This window comes from Halomonas sp. B23F22_3 (assembly GCF_043496965.1).
In the GTDB taxonomy this organism is placed as follows: domain Bacteria; phylum Pseudomonadota; class Gammaproteobacteria; order Pseudomonadales; family Halomonadaceae; genus Halomonas.
In genome coordinates, this window is the sequence record NZ_JBIEKG010000007.1 from 202,734 (window position 1) to 226,103 (window position 23,370).

A 23,370-nucleotide genomic window follows, 5' to 3' on the forward strand; every position below is an offset into this window, starting at 1 on the left:
CCCCATGACGACCCTCTCCCCCTCTCCGATCCAGCCGGTCGCGCTCCACGCGCGCCCGACCATCGCCACGCCCGAATCGCTGATCCTGGACGCCCAGAGTCCGGCCATGATGGTGCTCACCGACTTCGCGCGAACCTCCCCGCAGACCATCCATGCCGACCGGCCCGTCGACGAGGCCCATCAGAAGATGATCAGCAGCGGCGTGCGCCTGCTGCTGGTGATCGACGACCAGGGGCACTGCAGCGGCGTGCTGCCCGCCCGCGAAGTGATCGGCGGACGGCTGATCACCCTGGCCATGCAGCAGCACCGCATCGACCGCGACGACGTCACCGTCGGGATGATCCAGACCCCGCTCCACAAGACCCCGACGCTCACCCTGGAGACGCTGGCCGAGCTGACCCTGGATGATCTGGTGCAGTCGCTCCGGAGTTTCGGTGACCAGCACCTGCTGGTCACCGAACCGACCCCACGCCACGGAGTGCGCATCCGCGGGGTGATCTCGGCGGCTGACATCGCCCGGGTACTCGGCTACCGCCCGGGTGGACTGGCCGAGGCGAGAAGCTTCGCCGACATCTGCAAGGTGGTGCTCGGCCGGGAGCTGTGAGGCCGGGCTTAATTCACACCCCGAAGGGATAGGTGTCGGGGATGGCCTTGCGCTGCCAGCTCGCGCCCGGCGCCAGCGGCTCGACGGCCGTGGTCTCGTCCAGGTGGTAGACGGCATCGAACTGGTCGGCCAGGCCGACCTGGAAGTAGTGGCTGGCGCGCTCGGTCTCGGGGCGATAGATCACCCCGATCGCCCGCTCCAGCCAGTGAGCCTTCAGGGGCTCGGCCCGGCCCGGCAAGAGCGGCAGGTAGAAGCGGTCGAGCCCGCTCTGGTGGAAGAGGCGCTCGACGCTGCCCTCGAGTGAAGGGCGCACCCAACGGTGCTCGGCCGGGCCATCCCAGTCCCGGGCGGCGGTGACATGGCCGGTGTGCGTGGTGAACCCCACCAGCAGCACCCGCTCGGCACCGAAGCGCTGGCGCGCCAGCTGGCCGACGTTGTGCTGCTCCTGGTGCCAGCCCATCTCGGTGGCCCGGGCGTCGCCCAGATGGGAATTGTGGGCCCACACCACCACCCTGCCCGCGCCTCCCTGGCGGCGCAGGTGATCGTGCAGCTCGGCGAGGGTCTCGGTCATGTGGTCGTCGCGCAGGTTCCAGGTATCCACCCGGCTTCCGAACATGGCGCGATAGTAGGCCTCGGCATTGACCACCACCCGGGCGTTCTGCTCGGCGAAGAACTGCGCGTCCACCGCCCGGCGCCCATCCGCCGCCAGGTAGGCCGAGGCCCGCTCCATCAGCCGAACCTGCAGCCCCACGGCCGCCCGCTCGCAGGAAGGGCTCAGGCCGAAGGCCACGTTGCGCCCGTAGTGGAAGGGGTCGCCGCGATGATCGAGGCAGGCATAGCCCCGGCGGGCGACCTCGGCCTGCTCGGGGTCGACGCCCTCCAGGTACTCGATCACCGCCTCCGCCGAGCGGTGCAGGCTGTAAAGGTCCATGCCGTGGAAGCCCGCCTTCTTCGCCAGGGGCTGGCGGGCATTGTACTGGCGCAGCCAGGCGATAAAGTCGCGCACCTCATGGTTGCACCACATCCAGTGGGGAAAGCGCTGGAAGTCCTCGAAGGCCTCGGCGAGGGAGTCCTCGACGCCGCCCCGGACGTAGCGGTCCAGGCGCAGGGCATCGGGCCAGTCCGCCTCCACCAGCACCGCCTCGAAGCCCTGCTCCTCGATCAGCCGCCGGGTGATCGCGGCGCGCAGGCGATAGAACTCGGCGGTGCCGTGGGAGGCCTCGCCGAGCAGCACGAAGGGCCGGTCGCCGACCTGCGCCAGAAGCGCATCATGGTCGCTCTCGCGGCCGTCCAGCCGGGTGGCCAGATCCCGCACGCAGGCAAGGGGGGTGGTCATGACGGGCACCTCCGGAAAACGCGTCGAAGCCTACAAGGGAAGTTTAGCCCCGCTCCACGCGGGCGGCGCGACCGGTCGTGGCGACGCTTCCCTCTTTGCGCCAAGGTAAACGGCAAGGACCGTCCCGATTCTCACGGCCTGCCGGCGCTCGGCTATGCTGGAGGCTCTTCCCTCGGGCGAGGACGCCCCATGCGCATCACCCACCTGGCGGCCTACACCGGCGAGCTTCACTACGACGGCACGGCCTATGCCTTCGCCGACGCGCGCAAGCTGGACGAGTGCCTGACCAGCCTCGCGGACGTGCAGCGGGCGCTTGCCGACGATGCCATGGACGCCATGGCGCTGAAGGTCAGCAAGTTCGGCGGCCTGACGCCCTCCCGGGTCATCCGCGACCTGTGCGTCGCGGCCGGCTTCCCGATGACCATCGAGGACGCCTGGGGCAGCGGCATCGCCACCGCCGCCTATGCCCAGCTGGCCGCCAGTACCCCCGCCCACTGCCTGCTCAACACCACCGACCTGCACCGCTACAACACCACCCAGCTGGCCCACGGTGCCCCGACCGTCGCGGGCGGCACCATGACCGTGAGCGACCGGCCCGGGCTCGGCGTCACACCTGACTTCGACCGGCTGGAAGGTCCGATCCTGACACGCGGCTGAACCGCCCGGGTGCTGCCCTATCAAGGCAGGCGGGATCACGCCCGTCAGCCGCTCGCCGGAGCCTCCTCGCCGGCGCGGCCAAAGCGCTCGCGCAGCCGCTCGAGGTAGCTCAGCAGCACCGGGATCACGGCCAGCACCAGCAGGGTCGAGAACGCCAGGCCGAAGGCGATGGAGACGGCCATGGGGATCAGGAACTGCGCCTGCAGCGAGGTCTCGAAGAGCAGCGGCAGGAGCCCGCCGATGGTGGTCAGCGAGGTCAGCAGTACGGCGCGAACCCGCTGCACCACCGCCTCGTTGAGCGCGGCGTCGATGGCCAGCCCCCTGTGGCGCTGGTGACGGTAGAAGGCCACCAGGATGATGGCATTATTGACCACGATGCCGGAGAGCCCGAAGAGCCCGAACAGCGACAGCATGGTCAGGTTCAGGCCCAGGGCCCAGTGGCCCAGCAGCGCCCCGACCAGCGCCAGCGGGATGATCGTCATGACGATCAGCGGCAGGCTCCAGGAGGCGAAGACCCAGGCCAGCACCACGTACATCAGCCCCAGGCCGATGAACAGCCCAGTGCGCATGTCGGCGAAGGTCTCGCGCTGATCCGCGGCGCGCCCCTCGAAGCTGTAGCGCAGCCGGTGGGTGCTGACGAGGGTCGGCAGCACCTCCTCGGAGACGGCGTCGAGCACCCGCTCGGCGTTGGTGATCTCGCCGTCGAGCTCGGCGGTCACCTCCACGGCCAGGCGACCGTCGGCATGGCGCAGCGCCTCGAAGCCCTGGCGGTGATCGAGCGCCATGACCTGATCCAGCGGCACGAAGCGCCCCTCCGGGGTGCGCACCGTCAGCCGCGACAGGGTCGAGAGGCGCTCACGCTGCTCGCGGGGCAGCAGCACCCGCACCTCGATCTCGTCGGCACCGTCCTGATAGATCTGCACCAGCCGGCCGTCGAAGGCCGCCCGGAGCTGGCGGCCCAGCTCCAGGGTGGTCAGCCCCAGGGCCTCGCCATGGGCATTCACCCGGTAGATGAGCTGCTCGCGCCCCCAGGGCATGTCGTCCTCGGTATCCAGCACGCCGGGCAGCTCGCGCAGCGAGCGGGAGAGCGACTCCGCGGCGGCCTTGAGGTCGTCGGCCGACTCCCCGGTCAGGCGGATGTTGACGTCCTTGCCGGGCGGGCCCGCCGCGCGCTCGTTGATGGTCAGGTTCTCGAGACCCGCTGGCTCGGCCATCCGCGCGCGCCAGGCGCGGATGAACTCGGCGTTGCGCACGTCGCGATCGTCCGAGGGGGTGAGCTCGATCATCATCGAGCCGACGTTGTCACCGTTGCGCCCCTGCTGGCCGCTGGAGATCGTGGCCCCGTGGCGCGTCACCGCATGCTGGACGAGCCCCCCGCCGAGCGCCTCCTCGGTCTCGTCCAGGGCGGTCTGCATCTGGGTCAGCAGCGCATCCACCGTGCCGCTATCGGTGCCGGCCACGAAGCTGGCGTTGGCATAGAGGATGTTGGGTTCCGGCGTGGGGAAGAAGTTGAACTCCAGGCGTCCCCCAGCCAGCAAGCCGACGGTGAAGAGCACCACGGCGAGCGCCGAGGCGAGCGTCGATCCGCGGTGGCGCAGGGTCAGCGCCGAGAAGCGCCGGAACGGCCCCTCGCGGAAGCGCTCGAAGGCCGCCTCGAAGCGCTCGCGAGGCCGCGACAACGGGTGGCGCCGTGACGCCTTGCCCGGCACGAAGGCGTTGCGCAGGTGGGCCGGCAGCACCACGAAGCACTCGAGCAGCGAGGCGATCAGCACGCAGATCATCACCACCGGGATATCGCCGAGGATGTTCCCTATCACCCCGCCCACCAGCAGCAGCGGCATGAAGGCGGCCACCGTGGTCAGCGATGAGGCGATGACCGGCCACAGCATGCGCCGGGCGGCGCCCTCGGAGGCGTGGCGGGCAGGCTCGCCTCCGCGGAAGTGGGCATCGGCGTCCTCGCCGACCACGATGGCGTCGTCGACGATCACCCCGAGCGCCATGATCAGCGCGAACAGCGAGATCATGTTGATCGACCCGCCGATCACCCAGAACACCGCCATGGCGGCCAGGAAGGCGGTGGGAATGCCGATGGCCACCCACAGCGCCACCCGGGCGGGCAGGAAGAAGTAGAGCAGCAGCAGCACCAGGGCCAGGCCGCCGAGGCCGTTGCTGATCAGCAGCCAGATGCGCTCGGCGATCAGCTGCCAGGTCTCGTCATGCACCTCGAGCTCCACCGAGGGCGGCAGCTGGGGGCGGGTCTCGTCGAGCCAGCGATTGAGCACGTCGGCGGCGGCCAGCGAGTTGCCGTTCTCGCTACGCTGCAGCATCAGTTCCACCGCCGGGTGACCATCGCTGCTCAGGGTCACCGAGTGCTCGCGCGCCTCCTGACGGATGACGGCGATGTCGCCCAGGCGCAGCTGGACCCGCTCGCCGCTGAGCACCGGCAGGTCGGCGAAGGCCAGGGCATCGCGGCGCTGCTCCACGGCGCGCAGCTCGCGGGTGCTGTCCTGCTGGCCGAGCAGCCCCGCCGGCAGGTCGCGAGACATCGCCTCGATGCGCTCGGCGATCTCTCCGAGGCCGAGCTGCAGCCCCTGCAGGCGCTCGGCCGGGACCTCGATGCTGATCTGCTGGTCGGGCAGGCCGCTGATCTCCACCCGGTCGATGCCCGCCTGCAGCAGCTGGTCCTCATAGCGGTTGGCCAGGTGGCGAAGCTCCTGCGGGGTGACCTCGCCATGCACCAGCAGCCGGGCCACCGGCTCGTAGCGCGCCGCCCTTGCGACCTGGGGCTCCTCGGCCTCCGAGGGCAGGTTGGTGAACTCGTCGACCTGCTGGCGAACGTCGTCCAGCGCCAGGATGGGGTCGGTGCCCTCGTTGAACTCCAAGGTGATGCTCGAGACGCCCTGGGCCGAGGTGGAAGTCATCCGCTTCAGGCCGTCGATGCTGCGCAGGCGCTGCTCGAAGGGAATGGTGATGCCCTGCTCGATGTCCTCCGCCGAGGCGCCGCTCCAGATCGTGCGCACGCTGACCACGTCCAGGGCGAAGGAGGGGAAGAACTGGATGTTCATGCGCGAGATGCCGAGCGCCCCGCCGAGCAGCATCACCAGCATCACCAGGTTGGCGGCGACCCGGTGGTGGACGAAGAAGCCGATCACGCCGCGCCGACGACTCACGGGGCGGCCTCGTCGTGGCCTTCGTCGTCCTCGACGCCTTCTTGCGCTCCGCTGGCGCCCTGGACCAGCAGCCCCTGCATGGCGTTGGGCAGGTGGGTGACGATCACCCGATCCCCGTCGGCCAGCCCCTCGCTGCTGACCAGCGCCCAGCGTTCGCCGTCACGCACCACGTCGCCATGGTGGGTCACGGAAAGGCGCTGCATGCGATTCGCCTCGTCCATGAGGTAGAGGGCGTCGTTGCCGTAGAGCGCGCTATAGGGCACCGCGAGGCTCTCCGGCACCCGCGGGCGCTCGAGCGACACGGCCGCGAGGCTGCCGGGGCGCAGCCGCTCGCCGCCGTCGGCGAGGCGAAAGATCGCCTCGGTGCCGGCCGGGTCGCCCTCGCCGGCGAGTCCGGTCAGTACCAGGCGGGCGCCCTGCCCGTCCGTGGCCACCAGGCGCTCCCCCCGCGACAGGGCATCCAGCAGCTCGCCCTGGTGGCGCTGGGGGATACGCGCGCGCAGCTCCAGGCCGCGCTCGGGATAGACGCTGAGCAGCTCACTGCGCGCCGCGACCTGATCGCCCGGGGCGACCCTGATGCGCGTGACGATGCCGTCGAAGGGCGCATCGACCCGGCTGCGCTCGGCATCGCGGCGCGCCGCGGTAAGAGTGGCCTGGGCCCGGGTCAGGCTGGCCTCGAGCGCGCGCAGGCGTGCCGGGTGCTCGGCGATCGCCCGCTCGCGCGCCGCCACCGTCACCCGGGCGCGGGCCAGCTCGTTGCGCGCCGTGTCGAGATCGGACTGGGAGGCCAGGTTGCGGGCCCGGAGTGACCGGGTGCGCTCCAGCTGACGACGGGCGTTGTCGACCAGCTCGCGCTCGCGCGCCAACGCCTCGCGATCGCTCTCGTGACGCACCCGCTCGTTGTCGACCTGGGCTTCCCGATCCGCCACCTCGGCCTCGGCCTGCCGAAGCGGGGGGGTCACGTCGGCATCATCCAGGGCCACCAGCCGCTCGCCGCGCGCCACCCGTTGCCCCTCGCGGACCGGCCGTTCGGCGATCCGCCCGGCCAGGGGCGCGGTGACGGTGAGCATGTCGGGGGCGGTGATCTCGCCGTACAGCGGCAGCACGGGCGCCCGGGGCTCGAGCGTCGCCACGAGGGTCTCGACGCGCCAGCGGCGCTCCTCGGGGGTCACGCTGGGGCTCTCGGGGCGGGTCGCGCGCAGCCACAGGAAGGCCGCCACGCCGAGGGCCAGGATCAACAGGGGGAGCAGGCGTCTGAGCATCGGGCTGGGTTCCACCGGGCATATCAACAGCCCACAATATACAGTCATCGACCGGGGATTGTCGGCACAGTCCTCTACCGGGACGAGGCGACACTCGACCGCAGCCGGGCACGGCGGCGGCTCGCCCCGCCGGCCCCGGGATCGGGTATCATCGGCCCTCATTGCCTTGCGGAGTCGCCATGCCAGCCGCCCTTCCCCTGCCGCTCTCCACCCCCAACCGCAACCTGGTGCGGCTGACCATCGTGCGCGGCATCACCTGGACCGGCTTTCTCGCCGCCATCATCATCGGCATCGAGCTGCTGGGCTTCTCGCTGCAGGTGCCCGCGGTGATCGCGGTGATCGTCACCATGGGCATCATCAATATCGCCACCTGGTGGCGACTGGGGCGTCCCCGGGCGGTCACCCACCACGAGTACCTCGGCCACCTGATGATCGACGTGACGGGACTGACGCTGCTCTTCTACTTCACCGGCGGCGCCCACAACCCCTTCATCAACTACTACCTGGTACCGGTGACCATCGCCGCGGCGACCCTCCCCTGGCGTCATGCCTGGCTGATCGCTGCCGCCTCCATGGCTGCCTACACCTTCCTGATGGTGGTCTACCAACCGCTGCCGCAGCTCGCCCAGGGCGGTGGCGCCACCACCTTCGGCCTGCACACCCTGGGCATGTGGCTGAACTTCGGGCTCTCGGCGGGGCTCGTGACCTTCTTCATCTTCAAGATGGCGCATGCCCTGCGCCGCCGGGACCAGGCGCTGTCGCGCACCCGCGAGGCGGCGCTGCGCAGCGAGCAGGTGCTGGCGGTGGCTACCCAGGCCGCGGGCACCGCCCATGAGCTCGGCACGCCGCTCTCCACCATGGCGGTGCTGCTCGCCGAGATGCGCGAGGATGCGAGGGACGACCCCGAGCTGACCCGCGACCTGGAGTTGCTGCGCCAGCAGGTCGATACCTGCAAGTCACGGCTTCGCCACCTGGTGCAGAGCGCCGATCGCCGGCGCATGGCCGAGCCCGAGGTATGCGATGCCCAGGCGTGGCTCGCCGGGGTGGTGCAGCGCTGGCTGGTGCTGCGTCCCGACGTCAGCCATCGCCTGGAGGTCGCCGAGCGGCGCGACCCGCCGCGGCTGGCGGTGGACGCCACCCTCGACCAGGCGCTGACCAACCTGCTCAACAACGCCGCCGATGCCAACCCGGACGACATCGTCATCCGCCTGGAGTGGAACAGCGAGGAGGTCATCATCGACATCCGCGACCACGGCCCGGGCGTGGCGATGTCTATCGCCGACCAGCTGGGCGAGACCTTCGTCTCCACCAAGAGCAAGGGGCTCGGCATCGGCCTGTTCCTGACTCATGCCACCATTAACCGCTTCGGCGGTGGGGTGAGCCTGTACAATCACCCCGACGGCGGCACCCTCACCGAAGTGACCCTGCCGCGCAGCCAGACGACGACCTGACGGCTCCGGGAGCCCCCGACCCTGCGAGGACGACATGCAAGAGACCGCCGAACGCCTGCTGATCATCGATGACGACGAGATGTTCTGCCACGTGCTCGACCGGGCGCTGACGCGCCGTGGCTTCGAGGTGATGGTGGCCCACGACGCCGCCCAGGCGCTCTCCCTGGCGCGTCGTCACCAGCCTCAGCTGGCGACCCTGGACCTCAAGCTGGAGAACGAATCGGGCCTCAAGCTGCTGCCCGAGCTGCTGGAGCTCGTGCCATCGTGTCGGGTGATCGTGCTGACGGGCTATTCGAGCATCGCCACCGCGGTGGAGGCGATCAAGCTCGGCGCGGTGAACTACCTGTGCAAACCGGCCGATGCCGACGAGGTGCTCTCCGCGCTGTCACGGGAGGAAGGCGATCCGGAGATGGAAGTGGCGGACAACCCGCCGTCGATCAACCGCATCACCTGGGAGCACATCCAGAAGGTACTCCAGGAGCATGACGGCAACATCTCCGCCACCGCGCGGGCGCTGGGCATGCACCGTCGCACCCTGCAGCGCAAGCTGCAGAAGCGCCCGGTCAGGCGCTGAAGCGAGTCGCTCCGCCCCGCCATCAACGACAGGCCCCGGCGGGTGCATCACCCGCCAGGGCCTGAGTGTCTCAAGGGCCAGACCCTCGCGCTCGAGGCCAGCGCGAGGGCCTTCCTGAGCGCCTTACTGCGCGGTCCAGCCCAGGTCGATGTTCCAGCTCGCCCCGGTCACGGCGCCGGCCTGGTCGGAGGTCAGGTAGGCGACCAGCGACGCCACTTCGCTCGGCTCGATCAGCCGCTTCACGGCGGCGTTCTTGAGCATGATGTTCTCGATCACCTCCTGCTCCTCCATGCCGTGCATCCGCGCCTGGTCGGCGATCTGGTTGTCGACCAGCGGCGTCTTCACGTAGGCCGGACAGATGGCGTTGGCGGTGATGCCCTGGCTGCCGCCCTCCAGCGCCGCGGTCTTGGTCAGGCCGATCATGCCGTGCTTGGCGCTGATGTAGGCGGCCTTGCCCGGCGAGGCCACCTGGGCGTGCACCGAGGCGATGTTGACGACGCGGCCCCAGCCGCTCTCGCGCATGCTCGGCCACACCGCCTGGGTGAGCAGGAAGGGCGCGGTCAGCATCAGGTCGATGATCTGGCGCCACTTCTCCTCGGGGAAGGTCTCGATGGGCGAGACGTGCTGGATCCCCGCATTGTTGACCAGGATGTCCACGCGACCGAAGCGCTTGATCGCCTCTGCCGCCGCCGCCTTGCAGGCCTCGCCATCGGTCAGGTCGGCCTGGAAGAAGGCCGCGCCGGCCTGCTCGGCGACCTCCTTGCCGGCCGGATTGAAGTCCACGGCCAGCACCTGATGACCCTGCTCGCAGAAGTGGCGGACCACGGCCTCGCCGATGCCGCTGCTGGTGCCGGTGACCAGGGCGACGCGGGGGGTGGAAGCGTTGGCGGTCATGCGTGACTCCTCTTGATCGGCTCGTCCCGGGGCGACGGGGCGCGCCCCGCGAAAGCCCCTGTTGGGCCCGGTGATGGTGATGTTGTGGTGGTCATGGCGCTCATGGGGTGGCGCTGCACCACCAGCATAAGGCGAATGACGCACTGCGTCATCCATCAGGAGGCGGGGGTCGCAGGCGCCATGACGCGCTCCATCAGCTGCTGCGCGAGGCGGCTGGCCGCCTGGCGAGAGTCGAGATCGGAGAGATCCTCCAGAAGCTCGCAGCGCCAGCAGCCCGCCAGCTCTCCCTGGTCACCATCGCTGCCGTCATTCACGGCGGGACGCCCCTCGTCACCTTCCCCCAGGGGCTCCCAGGCGAAGGGGTAGCGACCCGAGGGCAGCGCCAGGGTCAGGCGCGACTCATCGGATGACGGCGCGGCCTCGTCGTCGATCACCAGCGCCAGCGACAGCGAGACGGGCGTGACCAATGCCCCGAGCAGGCCGCGACGCCCATCGGGCAGTGGATGGGGCTGAAAGCAGAGCGCATCCACGGCGAGCCGCGGGTTGAAGTGGGGCTCGGTCTTGGCGGCCTTCAGGTAGCGGCGCGTCCAGGCCTCGGCCAGGCGCCCCAGCCGCGCATACTGCGCGGCACTCAATGCCTGCATGGTGTCCTCCGGTTCGGCGAGGCCGCCAGTATAATCGCCGGGCTCGGGTTCACACACCGGGTTCATGGAACCGGTGATCACACCGGGGCATCACCCTCCTGACGGCCTCATCCGGGCATTCGGCAGCGACACGGCGAGCTGCTAGCATGAAGAGCGTTTGACCCCGCCAAGGAAAGGAGCCGCCATGACCCCCGCCCAGCGCCTGGAGATCGCCGTCGATATCGCCCGCGAAGCCGGTCAGATGATCATCGAAGCCCGCCAGGGTCAGGCCTTCGGCCATCGCTACAAGCACGGCCATGAGCTGGTCACCGACACCGACGTCGAGGTCGACACACGGATCAGCGAGCGCCTCCAGGAGTACTTCGCCGACGAGGCCCGCCTCAGCGAGGAGCTGGCCCCCGACCGCGAGGCCCTCTCGACGCCCCAGGCGCTGTGGGTAGTTGACCCCATCGATGGCACGGTCAACTTCGCCCACGGCCTGCATCACGTGGCGGTCTCGATCGGCTGGGCCAGCGAAGGCAGGACGCGCCTGGGGGTCGTGCATGCGCCCTTCCTGGGCGAGACCTTCACCGCCCTCGACGGCCAGGGCGCCTGGTGCAACGGCGAGCCGATCCGCGCCAGCCGCACCGGCAGCCTGACCCACTGCCTGGTGGGCACCGGCTTTCCCTACCGCCGCGACAGTCGTCCGCCGCTGATGCGCCGCCTCACCGCGGTCCTCGGCCACTGCCAGGACGTCCGGCGCAACGGCTCGGCCGCCCTGGACCTGTGCGACGTGGCCTGCGGTCGGCTGGACGCCTACTACGAGAGCGTCTCACCCTGGGACTGCGCCGCGGGCTGGCTGATCGCCCGCGAAGCCGGTGCACGCACCGGGCACCTCTATCCCGCCCCGGCGGGGATCCCGGAGGATCTCTACGGCGAGAACCTGCTGGTGACCGCTCCCGAGGTGCATGTGGCGCTCGGCGACCTGCTGCGCCGCGCCGATGCCGGCGAGGTCGATCTCTAGGACGATCGCAAAACCGCCGCCCCCAGCGAGGACCGATAGCGCGCTCCCATCGCCGCCCAAGGCGGCGACTATTGGCGAAAGGAGGCGCGCTCCTTCACAATAGCGACCCTCTTTCCCCACCATCCATTGCCACGCACCCCGTCGTGCCAGGAGCCGCTTCATGTTCGTCGTCATCTTCGGCCGCCCCGCCTGCCCCTTCTGCGTCCGCGCCAAGTCGCTGGCCGAGCGGCTCGAGAACGCCGGCGCCATCGAGGGTCACCGCTACGTCGACATCCAGGCCGAGGGCATCACCAAGGCCGACCTGGAGAAGACCATCGGCCAGCCGGTGCACACCGTGCCGCAGATCTTCGTCGACCAGACCCACGTCGGCGGTTTCACCGAGTTCGATCAGTACGTGCGCGACAACGCCCTGATGGCCGCCAGCGTCTGACACGCGCCGTGCGCCGTCCTCGACGCCGTCACCCTTCGGGTGGCGGCGTTTTCGTTGCGGGCGCATGCCCGCGAGAGCCTGCGTCTTTGCCGCGTTGAATATGCTCGCGACCGCGCTGCCTATACTGGCGCTGCGGGCGCACATGACACGAAGAACGGGCCACACGCACGGGGCATCACGGACGGGGGAAACGGCACGATGCAACGGGAAGAGTTCGTCCAGCAGCTGTGGCTGGACTACGTCCATCACCATCCTGACGTCGCCGGGCTGAGGCTGTGGCCGGTGGAGGCGCCGGCGGAATACCTGGCGATCCTGACCCTCAATCACGGCCCCTGGGCCATGGAGTCGCTGATCCCGACGCTGGTGCGCTTCGGCTATCGCCCCCAGCAGCGCTACGGCATGGCCGATCGCGGCCTGCTCGCCACCCTGCTCAGCGCCCCGGACCAGGGCGGCTGGGTGCTGCTCGCCGAGCTACAGCTGGGCACCCTGTCGCGCCAGCCCCGGGAGCGCCTGAAGGCGCTGGTCGCCGACGCCGACCCAAAGGAGGCGCGCAGCCAGGCACTGCTCTGCCACGGCCGCGCCTGGCCGATGCCCGACTGGGACACCTACCAGGCACTGCAGCGTGCCCATCCCCTGGCCGGATGGCTCTCGGTGATGGGCCCCCGCGTCCACCACGTCGGCTTCGACTGCCAACGGCTGGGCCACGACATCCAGACCCTCGACGGGCAGCTGCAGCAGGCCGGGCTCAAAGGCAGCGACGATCGCCATCACGGCCTCTTCCCCGTGTCGCCGCTACTCGACTACCGCTTCTATGCCACCCGGTCGCAGCGCCTGGTCTTCGCCGAGGGCGACGAACACCGCATCGGCCTGGGCGGCCTGGCGCTGGTGCAGAAGCAGGTCAGCGCCAATCAGGAACGCGCCGCCGAGCTGCTGCTGCCGCACCACACCCGCTGCGAACTCACCTGAGCCGGATCATCCACAGAATCTGTGGATAACGCTGTGCATCACCCCGGGGAAAGCCTCGGCGGCCCGGATGACGGGGGCTCCAGCCCGCTGTGATCAGTTTTTCGGCAGTCTACGGGCTCCACCACACTGCCAAGCGACCACTGCGCCCTCGACGTCCCCTTACGAGCCCCGCTATCGGGGCCCCAACGACGACGGCCCGGACGCAGGGTCCGGGCCGTCGTTGGGCGAGCGCCTCATTCGAGGGCGCCGTGCGGAATCACGCCTCGAAGGTCATCTCCGGCACGTGATCGGGCACCACCAGCTTGCCCGCGGTCAGCTCCTTGATCTCCTCGACGGAGACGCCCGGCGCACGCTCCTTCAAGTGGAAGGCACCGTCCTTGATCTCGAGATAGGCCAGGTCGGTGAGCACGCGGTTGATGCAGCCGGCGCCGGTCAACGGCAGGTTGCAGGACTCCAGCAGCTTGGACTCGCCGTGCTTGGAGGCGTGGGTCATGGTGCAGATGATGTTCTCGGCGCCGGCGACCAGGTCCATGGCGCCGCCCATGCCCTTGATCAGCTTGCCCGGGATCATCCAGGAGGCGATGTTACCGTTCTGGTCGACCTCGAAGGCGCCGAGCACGGTCAGGTCGACGTGGCCACCGCGGATCATCGCGAAGGACTCCGCGGAGGAGAAGATCGCCGCGCCCGGGCGGGCGGTGACGGTCTGCTTGCCGGCGTTGATCATGTCCGGGTCGACCTCCTCCTCGGTGGGGAAGCGCCCCATGCCGAGCAGGCCGTTCTCCGACTGCAGCATCACGTCGATGCCGTCGGGGATGTAGTTGGCCACCAGGGTCGGGATGCCGATGCCCAGGTTGACGTAGAAACCGTCTTCGAGTTCGCGCGCCACGCGCTGTGCCATCTGTTCGCGGGTGAGTGCCATCGTGTTGCCTCTTGTTGGTCGGTGGAGAAGCAGGAAGAGCGCCGGCGGATCGCCGGAGGTCACATGCAGCGCGCGTCAGCCCTCGCGCACGGTGCGCTTCTCGATGCGCTTCTCGAAGGAGCCCTGGATGATGCGGTCGACGTAGATGCCCGGGGTGTGGATCTGATCCGGCGTGAGCTCGCCCGGCTCGACGATCTCCTCGACCTCGACCACGGTGATCTTGCCCGCGGTGGCGGCCATCGGGTTGAAGTTCTGGGCGGTATCGCGGTAGACGACGTTGCCGTAGCGGTCGGCCTTCCAGCCCTTGATGATGGCGAAGTCGCCGACCACCGACTCCTCGAGGATGTAGTGGCGGCCGTTGAACTCGCGCACCTCCTTGCCCTCGCCGATCGGCGTGCCGTAGCCGGTGGCGGTATAGAAGGCGGGGATGCCGGCGCCGCCGGCGCGCATCTTCTCGGCCAGGGTGCCCTGGGGCGTCAGCACCACCTCGATCTCCTCGTTGAGCATCTGCTGCTCGAACAGGGCGTTCTCGCCGACGTAGGAGGCATGGATCTTGCGGATCTGCTTGTCTTCCAGCAGCAGGCCCAGGCCGAAGCCGTCCACGCCGCAGTTGTTGGACCACACCGTCAGGTCCTTCACGCCGCGACGCTTGATCTCGCTGATCAGGTTCTCGGGGATGCCGCAGAGACCGAAACCGCCGGCGATCACGGTCATGCCGCTCTCGATGCCGTCCATTGCCTCTTCGTAGGAAGTCACTCGCTTGTCGAATCCGGCCATCGTGGCGCCTCGCGTTGTTGTGGAGAGTGGGATGAGTGGATAAATGTATGTCGGGACATCATGGGTAGAGTCTCAAGCCAGTGTTGCCCCTGCCAATATATTTGTTAAGTTTGTTTTATTTATCGATTGATATAATGGCCTCATAAATTGGACCTTGGTAGCACGCCATGACCGTCAAGCAACTGCGCGCCTTCCTCGCCGTGGCGCGAACCCTGAGCTTCACCCAGGCCTGCGAGCACATGCACCTCTCCCAGCCGGCGCTGAGCCTGGCGATCAAGGGGCTCGAGGAGAGCCTCGGCGGGCGCCTGCTGATCCGCAGCACCCGCAGCGTGCGCCTCACCCCGGAGGGCGAGTCGCTGGTGCCGCTGGCCAAGCGCCTGATCGCCGAGTGGGACAACACCGAGGAGCTGTTGCGCCAGCGCTTCACCCTGCAGCTCGGGCGCCTGGCGGTGGCCACCATGCCCTCCTTCGCCAGCACCCTGCTGCCGCCCGCGCTGCGCGTCTTCCGCCAGCGCCACCCCAAGGTCAACGTCACGGTCCACGACGTGATCAACGAGCAGGTGATCGAGATGGTGCGCGCCCGCCAGGTCGAGCTGGGGCTGGCGTTCGAACCCGAGGCCACCGGCAGCCTCTCCTTCGCGCCGCTGTTTCGCGACCGCTTCGTCGCCGTGGTGCCGGCCGATTCGCGCCTGGCCGACCGGCCGAGCCTCGACTGGGCGACGCTGATGACCCGAGACTTCATCGCGCTGCAGCGCCCCTCCATGGTGCGCCGCCTGCTCGAGCAGGCGCTGGAGGGGCGTGGGCTGGTGCTGCCGGCGACCTTCGAGTGCCATCACTTGGCCACCGTGGGGCGGATGGTCGCCAGCGGCCTGGGCGTCAGCGCCGTGCCGTCGCTGTGCATCGACCAGATGCAGGAGCTCGGCGCGGTCTGCGTGCCGCTGGAGGATCCGATCGTCGAGCGCGACGTCGGCGTGCTGACCTGGAACCGTCACGAGCTCTCGGTCGCCGCCCTGGCCCTGCAGCGGGTGCTGGCCGAGACCATCCACCCCCCGGGGCCTCCGCCGCGTCGTTGAGCCCTTCAGCTGGGCAGCTCGCGGCCGATCCATTAGCATGAACGCCTCGTGAAATCCGTCAAGGAGACAGGCATGTCGACCCTAAAGGGGTTCGTGAGCCTCCTGCTGCTGAGCCTGACCACCCTGACCTGGGGCATTCCGCTGATCCTGCTGACCCTGGTCAAGCTGGTGACACCGGGGCGTCGCTGGCGCCGCCGGGTGCTGACGGGGCTCAACTGGGTCGCGCTCAACTGGATGGGCAGCAATCTGTGGTGGATGCGCCGCTGGCTGCGCCCGCCCCTGGAGCTCAAGCTGCCCGAGGGCCTGTCCCGGGACCGCTGGTGGCTGGTGCTCTCCAACCACCGCAGCTGGACGGACATCTTCCTGCTGTTCTTCGCCTTCCACCGGCGCATTCCCATGCCGCACTTCTTCGTCAAGCGCCAGCTGATCTGGATCCCCATCGTCGGGCTGGCGTTCTGGGCCATGGAGTTTCCGATGCTGCGCCGCCTGACCCGCGAGCAGCGCGAGCGCCATCCCCACCTGGCGCGGCGCGACCGCGAGGCCACCGAGCGCATGTGCCGCCACGCCCGGGAGCGGCCCATCGCGATCTACAACTTCGTCGAGGGCACCCGCTTCACCCCCGCCAAGCACGGGGCCCAGGGCGCCCCCTATCGCCACCTGCTGCGGCCTCGCGCCGGGGGCATCGCCCAGGTAGTGGGCCTGCTCGGCGACCGGCTCGGCGGCATCCTCGACGTCACCCTGCACTACGACGATCCCGCGCCGAGCTTCTGGGGCTTTCTCTGCGGCCGCGAGGAGCGCGTGGTGCTCGAGGCGCGGCGGCTGGAGGTGCCCGCCTGGATGCTCGAGGGCGACTATCACGACAACACGGACTACAAGGAACGCTTCCAGACATGGCTCAACGCCCTGTGGCAGGACAAGGATCGCCGACTCGACGCCCACCGCTGACCTGGCTGCTGATCGCCCTGACGGTGCTGCTGGCCGGCTGTGCCGGCCACGGCCGCGATGGCGGTCAGGGCATCGCCGGCGAGTGGATCACCATTCAGCGTGGCGACACCCTGGGACAGATCGCCCGGCGCGCCGGAGTCCCGCTGGTGCGCCTGGAGCGCTTCAACCCCGGCGTCGACGCCCGGCACCTGGCGGTGGGCCAGCGCCTGATGGTGCCCGCCCGCGATGAGCGGGCGCCCTCCGGCGGCCCGTATCGCTACCGGGTGCGGCCCGGCGACACCTACAGCGCCATCGCCCGGCGCTTCGGCGCCAACGCCCAGCGCATCCGGGCGGCCAACCCCGGCATCGTGCCGACCGAGCTCAGGGTCGGTCAGCTGATTCAGGTGCCGCTCAGCGGCGGCCCGACGCGCTCGGCCGCCTCGAGCACCGCCAGCAAGCGGCCGGCCGCCCGGCCGGCGCCCAAGCAGCTGCCGGATCCCGGCAACCTGCCCGCCTCGGCGCGCCGCTGGCCCTGGCCGCTGGACGACTACCGGGTAGCCCGCCCCTTCGGTACCGACCAGCGCGGTGCCCTGCAGCCGATGCTGCTGGCCACCGCATCGGGCAGCCGTGCCAAGGCGGTGGCCGATGGCGAGGTGCGCTTCGCCGACAGCATGCGCCAGCTCGGCCAGGTGGTGATCGTGCACCACGCCGACAACCTGCAGAGCGTCTATGCCCTGTGCAAGCGTCCGCTGGTGGAGAGCGGCGAGCGGGTCACGCGCGGCACCCCCGTCTGCGAGGTCGGCCGCCACGACGGCGGGCCGCGCCTGCTCTTCGACATGCGCCATGGCGGCAAGCCCATCGATCCCGCACGGGTCCTGCGCTGAGCGCGGGGGCGCGACGATCGCCGCGGGCGTCACGCCATCGTCACTGCGGCGTCGCGGCGCTGTCATGAGCGATGGCCATCCTCGGCGGTGTCAGGCCCGGTCGGGCCCGCCACCGTACGAGGAGCGCCATGCGCATCTGCCTGGTCAGCGATACCTGGTCACCCGATATCAACGGCGTCGCCCACACCCTCGGCCGGCTGAGCGCCGAGATGGCGCGACGCGGGGTCGCACTGCAGCTGGTCCGCCCGCGCCCGGCCGGGGCCGACACGCCACGCGCCGAGGGCATCGAGGCGGAGCTTCGCGTTCGTGGCCTGGCCCTGCCGGGCTATCGCGAGGTGCGCATCGGCCTGCCGGCCGGGCGGGCCATCCAGCGCCTGTGGCTCCAGCAGCGTCCGGCGGCGATCTACCTCGCCACCCAGGGCCCGCTGGGCTGGTCGGCGCTGCGCATCGCCCGCCGGCTGGGCATCCCGGTGATCAGCGGCTGGCACACCAACTTCGATCACTACTGTCGCGACTACGGCCTGCCCTGGCTGGCCCCGCTGGTGCTGCGCCGCCTGCGGCACTTCCATAATCGCACCGCGGCGACCCTGGTGCCGACCCATGCCCAGGCCCGCGAGCTCTTCGAGGAGGGCTTCGCCAACGTGCGCGTGATGGCGCGCGGCATCGACGGCGAGCGCTTCTCTCCCGCGCACCGTGACCCGGCGCTGCGCGCCACCTGGGGCAGCGATGCGCACCGTCCGGTGGCCCTCTACGTCGGGCGCCTGGCGCCGGAGAAGAACCTGGCCCTGTTGCGCGACACCTTCGCCGCGATGCTCGCCGCGCGCCCCGACCTCAGCCTGGTGGTGGTCGGCGACGGTCCGGGGCGCGGGGCCCTCGAGCGCGCGCTGCCCCAGGCCCACTTCACCGGTTTCATCGATCGCGAGAGCCTGATCCGCCACTACGCCAGCGCCGACCTCTTCGTCTTCCCCTCGGTCTCCGAGACCTGGGGCAATGTGGTGCTCGAGGCCATGGCCAGCGGCCTGGCCGTGGTGGCCTTTCGCCACGCCGCCGGCGCCGAGCTGATCGATCACGACCACAACGGCCTCAGCCTGGCGACAGACGACCCGGCCGGCTTCCAGGCGGCGGCCGTCGCCCTGTGCCAGCAGCCGGCCCGCTATGCCCGGCTGGGGCGTGCGGCACGCGAACGCGCCCTGGCGTATCGCTGGCCGGCGATCGCCGACACCTTCCTCTCCACCCTCACCCAGCCGCTGGAGGTCGACGATGAAGCCGCTCCCCCCTGCCGTGTTTGATCGCCTGGACCTGATCGAGTGGCAGCTCTGCCGCCGCCTGGTCGGCTGCAACGTCCACCGGCCCTGGCTGATGCTGCTGCGTCTGGCCAGCCGGCTCGGCGACTGGCCGCTGTGGGTCGGGCTGATCCTGGCCCAGCCGCTGCTCGACCCGGTGAACGGCGGCCAGCGGGTGGTCGAATACACCGCCACTGCCCTGGTGGCCATCGCCTGCTATCGGGTGCTGAAGACGCGCCTGTGTCGTGAGCGTCCCTTCATCACCTTCACCGGGATCATCCGCTGCGGGGAACCCGCCCGGGATCGCTACAGCTTCCCCAGCGGCCACACCATGCATGCGGTGATGTTCTGCCTGCTGACCGCCGTGCACGCCGCCTGGCTGCTGCCGTGGCTCATGCCCATCGCGCTGCTGATCGCCGTCTCCCGGGTGGGCCTGGGGCTGCACTACCTCAGCGACGTGCTGGCCGGCGCCCTGTTCGGGACGGCCTTCGCGATGCTCAGCCTGGCGCTCTTCGGCTGAGCCTCTCGTCGGACCGGCGAGCCGCGTCTCGCTGGTCCGCGACCCGTCGGGATGGCATCCTTGAGCGATGTTCCGATTGTCGCCCTCTTCCTGTGAGCCCCTGCTCGAGTCGCCGCCCCTGATGCGGTTCGCCGGGCTGCTGGGCGAGCCCGAGGCCACCCAGGCGCTGACGCGGCTCGATCGCGAGCTCGCCTGGCAGCGGCCGACGCTGCGCCTCTATGGCCGCGAGCACCCGATCCCCCGTCACCAGGTCTGGATGGGCAGCGATGAGGCGCACTATCGCTACTCGGGGCGCGACTTCTGCCCCGAGCCCTGGCATCCCGCCGTCGCGATGATCCGCGATGCCGTGATCGAGCGTCTGGCCGCCGCGGGCCAGCCGGCGCGGTTCAACAGCGTGCTGCTCAACCGCTACGCCGACGGCGAGGAGCGCATGGGCTGGCACAGCGATGACGAGCCCGAGCTCGGCGATGACCCGCTGATCGCGGCGGTCAGCCTCGGCGCCGAGCGCCCGCTGCGCTTTCACTGGAAGCGGCGCGAAGCCGACGCCTTCAACGCCTGGCTGCCCCATGACAGCCTGCTGGTGATGGGGCCCGGGGTGCAGCGCCGCCTGCAGCATGCACTGCTGCCGCGTCGCATCGAGGGCCTGCGCATCAGCCTGACCTTTCGCTGGGTGCAGCCGTCGTCAGTCCCCCACGCCTCCTGATCCCTGCTCGCGAGCGCCCATGCAAAACGGCCACCCCTTTCGGGATGACCGCATGCTGTTGCCGATGTTAGATAACGGTATAACCGTCGGTGAACGCTCAGCCCCGATGGTAGCCGGGGGGGACGAAAGGCATCTTGCTGACCGTCATCGGCAGGCGCTTGCCGCGCACCTCGGCGTAGACGGTGGTGCCGATCTCGGCCGCCTCGATGGCCACGTAGCCCATGGCCACCGGCTTACCGACGCTGGGGCCGAAGCCGCCGGAGGTCACCCGTCCCAGGTGGCCGCCTTCGTCGTCATAGAGCTCGGTGCCCTCGCGCACCGGCGCGCGGCCCTCGCCGAGCAGCCCCACGCGCTTGCGGCGGTGATCCTTCTCGGCCACCTGGTGCAGGATCAGGTCCGCCCCGGGGAAGCCGCCGGCCCGCTCGCCGCCGCGCCGACGCGGCTTGCCGATGGCCCAGATCAGGCCACCCTCGACCGGCGTGGTCTCGGTGTCGATGTCGTGGCCGTAGAGGCAGAGCCCGGCCTCGAGGCGCAGCGAGTCCCGCGCGCCCAGGCCGATCGCCTCGACCTCCTCCTCGGCCAGCAGGCGACGCGCCAGGGCCTCGGTATCCTCGGCCGCTACCGAGATCTCGAAGCCATCCTCGCCGGTGTAGCCGCTGCGGCTGGCCCAGACGTCGATGCCATCGATGGTGAAGTGGCCGTGCTGCATGAAGACCATCTCGCAGGCCTCGGGACACAGGCGCTGCATCACGCTGGCGGCCTTGGGGCCCTGCAGGGCCAGCAGGCCGCGATCGACCACCTCTACCTCGTGATCCGGCAGGCCCCGACGCAGGTGAGCGATGTCCTGCTCGCGACAGGCGGCGTTGACCACCAGATAGAGATGATCGCCGGCATTGACCACCATCAGGTCGTCGAGGATGCCCCCCTCCTCCGAGGTGAACAGCGCATAGCGCTGCGTGCCCTCGGCGAGGCCGACGATATCGGCCGGCACCAGGGTCTCCAGCGCCTCGGCCGGGTTGGGGCCGCGCAGCAGGACCTGTCCCATGTGGGAGACATCGAAGAGTCCGGCGGCCTGGCGGGTATGCTCGTGCTCGCGTTTCACCCCCAGCGGGTACTGCACCGGCATGTCGTAGCCGGCGAAGGGCACCATCTTGGCGCCCAGCTCCACGTGCAGAGCATGCAGGGGGGTATGCTTGAGTTCACTCATGTCGTCGTCTCTCGTGACGAGGGGGCCAACGCAAGAGAGGTGCCCCGAGGGGCACCTCTCCGGCCTGACTCACCCCTCAGGATTTGTCGTGGTCCAGCTCCTCGCCCGGCAGGATATCCTTGCCGTCGAAGTAGTCACGGGCCAGCTTGAACACCACCGGCGACAGCAGCGCCAGGGCGATCAGGTTGGGGATGGCCATCATGGCGTTGAAGGTATCTGCCATCAGCCAGATGAAGCCCAGCTGCGCCATGGCGCCCAGAGGGATCGCCAGCACGAACAGCACCCGGTAGAGCATGATCGAGCGCGTACCGAACAGGAACTGGAAGCACTTCTCACCGTAGAAGGACCAGCCGAGAATGGTGGTGAAGGCGAACACCGCCAGTGCCAGCGACACGATCTGGTTGCCCATGCCCGGCAGGGCCGCATCGAAGGAGAGCGCGGTCAGCGACGCCCCGGCCTCACCCGTCTCCCAGACACCGGCGGTCAGGATGACCAGGGCGGTGATGGAACAGACGATGATGGTATCGATGAAGGTCCCCAGCATGGCGATCAGGCCCTGACGCACCGGGTTCTTGGTCTGCGCCGCGGCGTGGGCAATGGGCGCGCTGCCCAGGCCCGCCTCGTTGGAGAAGATGCCGCGCGCCACGCCGAAGCGGATGGCCGCCATCACCGCCGCGCCGGCGAAGCCACCCACCGCCGCATGCGGGTTGAAGGCATAGGTGAAGATCATGCCGAAGGCGCTACCGATCTGGTCGGCGTTGACCACCAGCACGCTCAGGCCGGCGAGCACGTAGAGGATGCCCATGATCGGCACCAGCTTGCCCGCCACCTTGGCGATGCGCTTGATGCCGCCGAGGATCACCGCACCGGCCAGCACCATGATCACCACGCCGGTGATCCAGTGCGGCAGGCCGAAGGTGGAATCCAGGGCGTCGGCCACCGAGTTGGACTGCACGGTGTTGCCGATGCCGAAGGCCGCCACCGCGCCGAAGAAGGCGAAGGCGCCGCCGAGCCACAGCCACTTCTTGCCGAGACCGTTCTTGATGTAGAACATCGGTCCGCCGATGTGGTAGCCGGTGCTGTCGGTTTCCCGATAGCGCACGGCCAGCACCGCCTCGGCGAACTTCGTGGCCATGCCCACCAGGGCCGTGATCCACATCCAGAAGACCGCCCCGGGACCGCCCAGGGCGATGGCCGTGGCCACGCCGGCGATGTTGCCGGTGCCGATGGTGGCCGACAGCGCGGTCATCAGGGCGTTGAAGGGCGAGATCTCGCCATCGTCATGCTTCTCGGCCGCCTTGCCGGGAGCCGGCTTCTTGTCGCGACCGGCCCACATCAGTTTGAAGCCGGTCCCGAGCTTGCGGATCGGCATCAGCTTGAGGCCCAGCTGCAGATAGAGGCCCACCCCCAACAGCAGGATGAGCATCAAGGGCCCCCACACCACGCCATTGATGGCGCCAAAGATACTGTTCAAGGTTTCCACGCGAATCTCCCTATTGTCTTCTTCACACTTGTTGTTGTGATCTGCCGCTAGTGGTGACCTGCCAGGCGTTTCCGACGCTCGCCTTCCCCCTGTTGTCAGACGCGCGATCCGAAAAGACGAAAAAGCATGGTCAGGTCGCTCTTCGACGAAAGATCGACAGGACGAACGCCTTCACGATAGCGGATCATGCCGATACTGCACCAGCCCGTCGGCCCGGGGACGTCCCCTTTCGCTCGTCGCCGGCCAGCGCCCGGTCGCCACGCACCAGGTTTCCGATCGGAAACGCGAAAAGCCTACTGTCGGTGTCGCCGTGAGGCAAGGGCATGTCGATCACTGGACGAACCCGACTCGGCCGGCCACCCTGTGAACGGGTCGAGGCGCGGATGACCGCTCGCCTCATCCTCCCGGGGGACTCGCCAAACGCCGCCAATGGCGTTAGCATTCGCGAATCCGAAAACCTTTTTCGTATAGGAAATCATGATGAGCTCTATCCCCGCCAACCTGCGCTACGCCGAAAGCCACGAATGGGTCCTGGACAACGGCGATGGCAGCGTGACCATCGGCATCACCGACCATGCCCAGGAGGCCCTGGGTGACGTGGTCTTC

Annotated in this window: 23 protein-coding genes; 14 read left to right on the forward strand and 9 right to left on the reverse strand. The window is 69.4% G+C overall.

Translation table 11 applies throughout. The annotated features are described in order from the left end of the window. Positions 1 to 4 precede the first annotated feature (4 nt). Positions 5 to 604, forward strand: coding sequence for a CBS domain-containing protein (locus ACGTNG_RS17035; RefSeq protein WP_394797711.1), 600 nt, complete (start codon positions 5 to 7; stop codon positions 602 to 604). Positions 605 to 617: 13 nt separating this feature from the next. Here ACGTNG_RS17035 and ACGTNG_RS17040 read toward each other — a convergent pair whose 3' ends face one another. Next, positions 618 to 1,940 carry an erythromycin esterase family protein gene (locus ACGTNG_RS17040; protein WP_394797712.1) on the reverse strand — a complete coding sequence of 441 codons (1,323 nt, stop codon included), beginning with the start codon at positions 1,938 to 1,940 and terminating at the stop codon, positions 618 to 620. A gap of 189 nt (positions 1,941 to 2,129) precedes the next feature. Here ACGTNG_RS17040 and ACGTNG_RS17045 point away from each other — a divergent pair, with 189 nt between their 5' ends. Then, the gene (locus tag ACGTNG_RS17045; RefSeq protein ID WP_394797713.1) at positions 2,130 to 2,597 is read left to right on the forward strand and encodes an enolase C-terminal domain-like protein; all 468 of its coding nucleotides are present in this window, start codon (positions 2,130 to 2,132) and stop codon (positions 2,595 to 2,597) included. 44 nt (positions 2,598 to 2,641) lie between these two features. Here the strand turns inward: ACGTNG_RS17045 and ACGTNG_RS17050 are convergent, their stop codons facing one another. Both ACGTNG_RS17050 and ACGTNG_RS17055 read right to left on the reverse strand, forming a co-directional pair. After that, positions 2,642 to 5,767 carry an efflux RND transporter permease subunit gene (locus tag ACGTNG_RS17050; RefSeq protein WP_394797714.1) on the reverse strand — a complete coding sequence of 1,042 codons (3,126 nt, stop codon included), beginning with the start codon at positions 5,765 to 5,767 and terminating at the stop codon, positions 2,642 to 2,644. Continuing rightward, a complete protein-coding gene (locus tag ACGTNG_RS17055) occupies positions 5,764 to 7,029 on the reverse strand; it encodes an efflux RND transporter periplasmic adaptor subunit (RefSeq protein WP_394797715.1) in 1,266 nt (421 codons plus the stop codon). The genes ACGTNG_RS17050 and ACGTNG_RS17055 overlap by 4 nt, the downstream gene beginning before the upstream one ends. A 179-nt stretch (positions 7,030 to 7,208) precedes the next feature. Here ACGTNG_RS17055 and ACGTNG_RS17060 point away from each other — a divergent pair, with 179 nt between their 5' ends. Next, a complete protein-coding gene (locus ACGTNG_RS17060; protein ID WP_394797716.1) occupies positions 7,209 to 8,480 on the forward strand; it encodes an ATP-binding protein in 1,272 nt (423 codons plus the stop codon). Between the two features lie 34 nt (positions 8,481 to 8,514). Next, a complete protein-coding gene (locus tag ACGTNG_RS17065; RefSeq protein ID WP_394797717.1) occupies positions 8,515 to 9,054 on the forward strand; it encodes a response regulator transcription factor in 540 nt (179 codons plus the stop codon). 123 nt (positions 9,055 to 9,177) lie between these two features. On the opposite strand, the gene ACGTNG_RS17070 is transcribed toward ACGTNG_RS17065, so the two are convergent. After that, positions 9,178 to 9,948 carry a 3-hydroxybutyrate dehydrogenase gene (locus ACGTNG_RS17070; RefSeq protein ID WP_394797718.1) on the reverse strand — a complete coding sequence of 257 codons (771 nt, stop codon included), beginning with the start codon at positions 9,946 to 9,948 and terminating at the stop codon, positions 9,178 to 9,180. Positions 9,949 to 10,103: 155 nt separating this feature from the next. Beyond that, positions 10,104 to 10,673 (reverse strand): [NiFe]-hydrogenase assembly chaperone HybE, encoded by a 570-nt coding sequence (gene hybE / locus ACGTNG_RS17075; protein ID WP_394797719.1) that lies wholly within the window; start codon positions 10,671 to 10,673, stop codon positions 10,104 to 10,106. Between the two features lie 103 nt (positions 10,674 to 10,776). On the opposite strand from hybE, the gene ACGTNG_RS17080 reads away from it, so the two are divergent. The 3 genes from ACGTNG_RS17080 (at position 10,777) to ACGTNG_RS17090 (ending at position 12,991) form a co-directional block, all read left to right on the forward strand. After that, positions 10,777 to 11,595 (forward strand): inositol monophosphatase family protein, encoded by an 819-nt coding sequence (locus ACGTNG_RS17080; RefSeq protein WP_394797720.1) that lies wholly within the window; start codon positions 10,777 to 10,779, stop codon positions 11,593 to 11,595. A 160-nt stretch (positions 11,596 to 11,755) separates the two neighbouring features. Next, positions 11,756 to 12,025 carry a GrxA family glutaredoxin gene (locus tag ACGTNG_RS17085; protein ID WP_394797721.1) on the forward strand — a complete coding sequence of 90 codons (270 nt, stop codon included), beginning with the start codon at positions 11,756 to 11,758 and terminating at the stop codon, positions 12,023 to 12,025. A gap of 198 nt (positions 12,026 to 12,223) precedes the next feature. After that, positions 12,224 to 12,991 (forward strand): VOC family protein, encoded by a 768-nt coding sequence (locus ACGTNG_RS17090; protein WP_394797722.1) that lies wholly within the window; start codon positions 12,224 to 12,226, stop codon positions 12,989 to 12,991. Positions 12,992 to 13,247: 256 nt separating this feature from the next. Here the strand turns inward: ACGTNG_RS17090 and ACGTNG_RS17095 are convergent, their stop codons facing one another. After that, positions 13,248 to 13,910 (reverse strand): CoA transferase subunit B, encoded by a 663-nt coding sequence (locus ACGTNG_RS17095; protein ID WP_394797723.1) that lies wholly within the window; start codon positions 13,908 to 13,910, stop codon positions 13,248 to 13,250. 75 nt (positions 13,911 to 13,985) lie between these two features. Beyond that, entirely contained in the window at positions 13,986 to 14,687 is a 702-nt protein-coding gene (locus ACGTNG_RS17100; protein ID WP_394797724.1) for a CoA transferase subunit A, read from the reverse strand. 167 nt (positions 14,688 to 14,854) lie between these two features. On the opposite strand from ACGTNG_RS17100, the gene ACGTNG_RS17105 reads away from it, so the two are divergent. From ACGTNG_RS17105 to ACGTNG_RS17130, 6 genes are all read left to right on the forward strand, one after another. After that, positions 14,855 to 15,760, forward strand: coding sequence for a LysR family transcriptional regulator (locus ACGTNG_RS17105; protein WP_394797725.1), 906 nt, complete (start codon positions 14,855 to 14,857; stop codon positions 15,758 to 15,760). A 72-nt stretch (positions 15,761 to 15,832) separates the two neighbouring features. Next, a complete protein-coding gene (gene yihG, locus ACGTNG_RS17110; protein WP_394797726.1) occupies positions 15,833 to 16,705 on the forward strand; it encodes a 1-acylglycerol-3-phosphate O-acyltransferase, YihG family in 873 nt (290 codons plus the stop codon). Further along, complete coding sequence (locus tag ACGTNG_RS17115; RefSeq protein ID WP_394797727.1) at positions 16,651 to 17,568, forward strand: LysM peptidoglycan-binding domain-containing protein; 918 nt, start codon at positions 16,651 to 16,653, stop codon at positions 17,566 to 17,568. The genes yihG and ACGTNG_RS17115 overlap by 55 nt, the downstream gene beginning before the upstream one ends. A 128-nt stretch (positions 17,569 to 17,696) precedes the next feature. Next, complete coding sequence (locus tag ACGTNG_RS17120; RefSeq protein WP_394797728.1) at positions 17,697 to 18,857, forward strand: glycosyltransferase family 4 protein; 1,161 nt, start codon at positions 17,697 to 17,699, stop codon at positions 18,855 to 18,857. Continuing rightward, positions 18,829 to 19,371: a phosphatase PAP2 family protein gene (locus ACGTNG_RS17125; RefSeq protein WP_394797729.1), complete on the forward strand. Its 543-nt coding sequence runs from the start codon at positions 18,829 to 18,831 to the stop codon at positions 19,369 to 19,371. Before ACGTNG_RS17120 ends, ACGTNG_RS17125 begins: the two co-directional genes overlap by 29 nt. 121 nt (positions 19,372 to 19,492) lie before the next feature. Then, a complete protein-coding gene (locus ACGTNG_RS17130) occupies positions 19,493 to 20,074 on the forward strand; it encodes an alpha-ketoglutarate-dependent dioxygenase AlkB family protein (RefSeq protein WP_394797730.1) in 582 nt (193 codons plus the stop codon). A gap of 97 nt (positions 20,075 to 20,171) precedes the next feature. Here the strand turns inward: ACGTNG_RS17130 and gcvT are convergent, their stop codons facing one another. Both gcvT and ACGTNG_RS17140 read right to left on the reverse strand, forming a co-directional pair. After that, the gene (gene gcvT, locus ACGTNG_RS17135) at positions 20,172 to 21,281 is read right to left on the reverse strand and encodes a glycine cleavage system aminomethyltransferase GcvT (protein WP_394797731.1); all 1,110 of its coding nucleotides are present in this window, start codon (positions 21,279 to 21,281) and stop codon (positions 20,172 to 20,174) included. A gap of 76 nt (positions 21,282 to 21,357) precedes the next feature. Further along, the gene (locus ACGTNG_RS17140; RefSeq protein ID WP_394797732.1) at positions 21,358 to 22,764 is read right to left on the reverse strand and encodes an alanine/glycine:cation symporter family protein; all 1,407 of its coding nucleotides are present in this window, start codon (positions 22,762 to 22,764) and stop codon (positions 21,358 to 21,360) included. 480 nt (positions 22,765 to 23,244) lie between these two features. On the opposite strand from ACGTNG_RS17140, the gene ACGTNG_RS17145 reads away from it, so the two are divergent. After that, positions 23,245 to 23,370 (forward strand): glycine cleavage system protein H (locus ACGTNG_RS17145; RefSeq protein ID WP_394797531.1); only part of this gene is annotated, 126 nt, incomplete at its 3' end.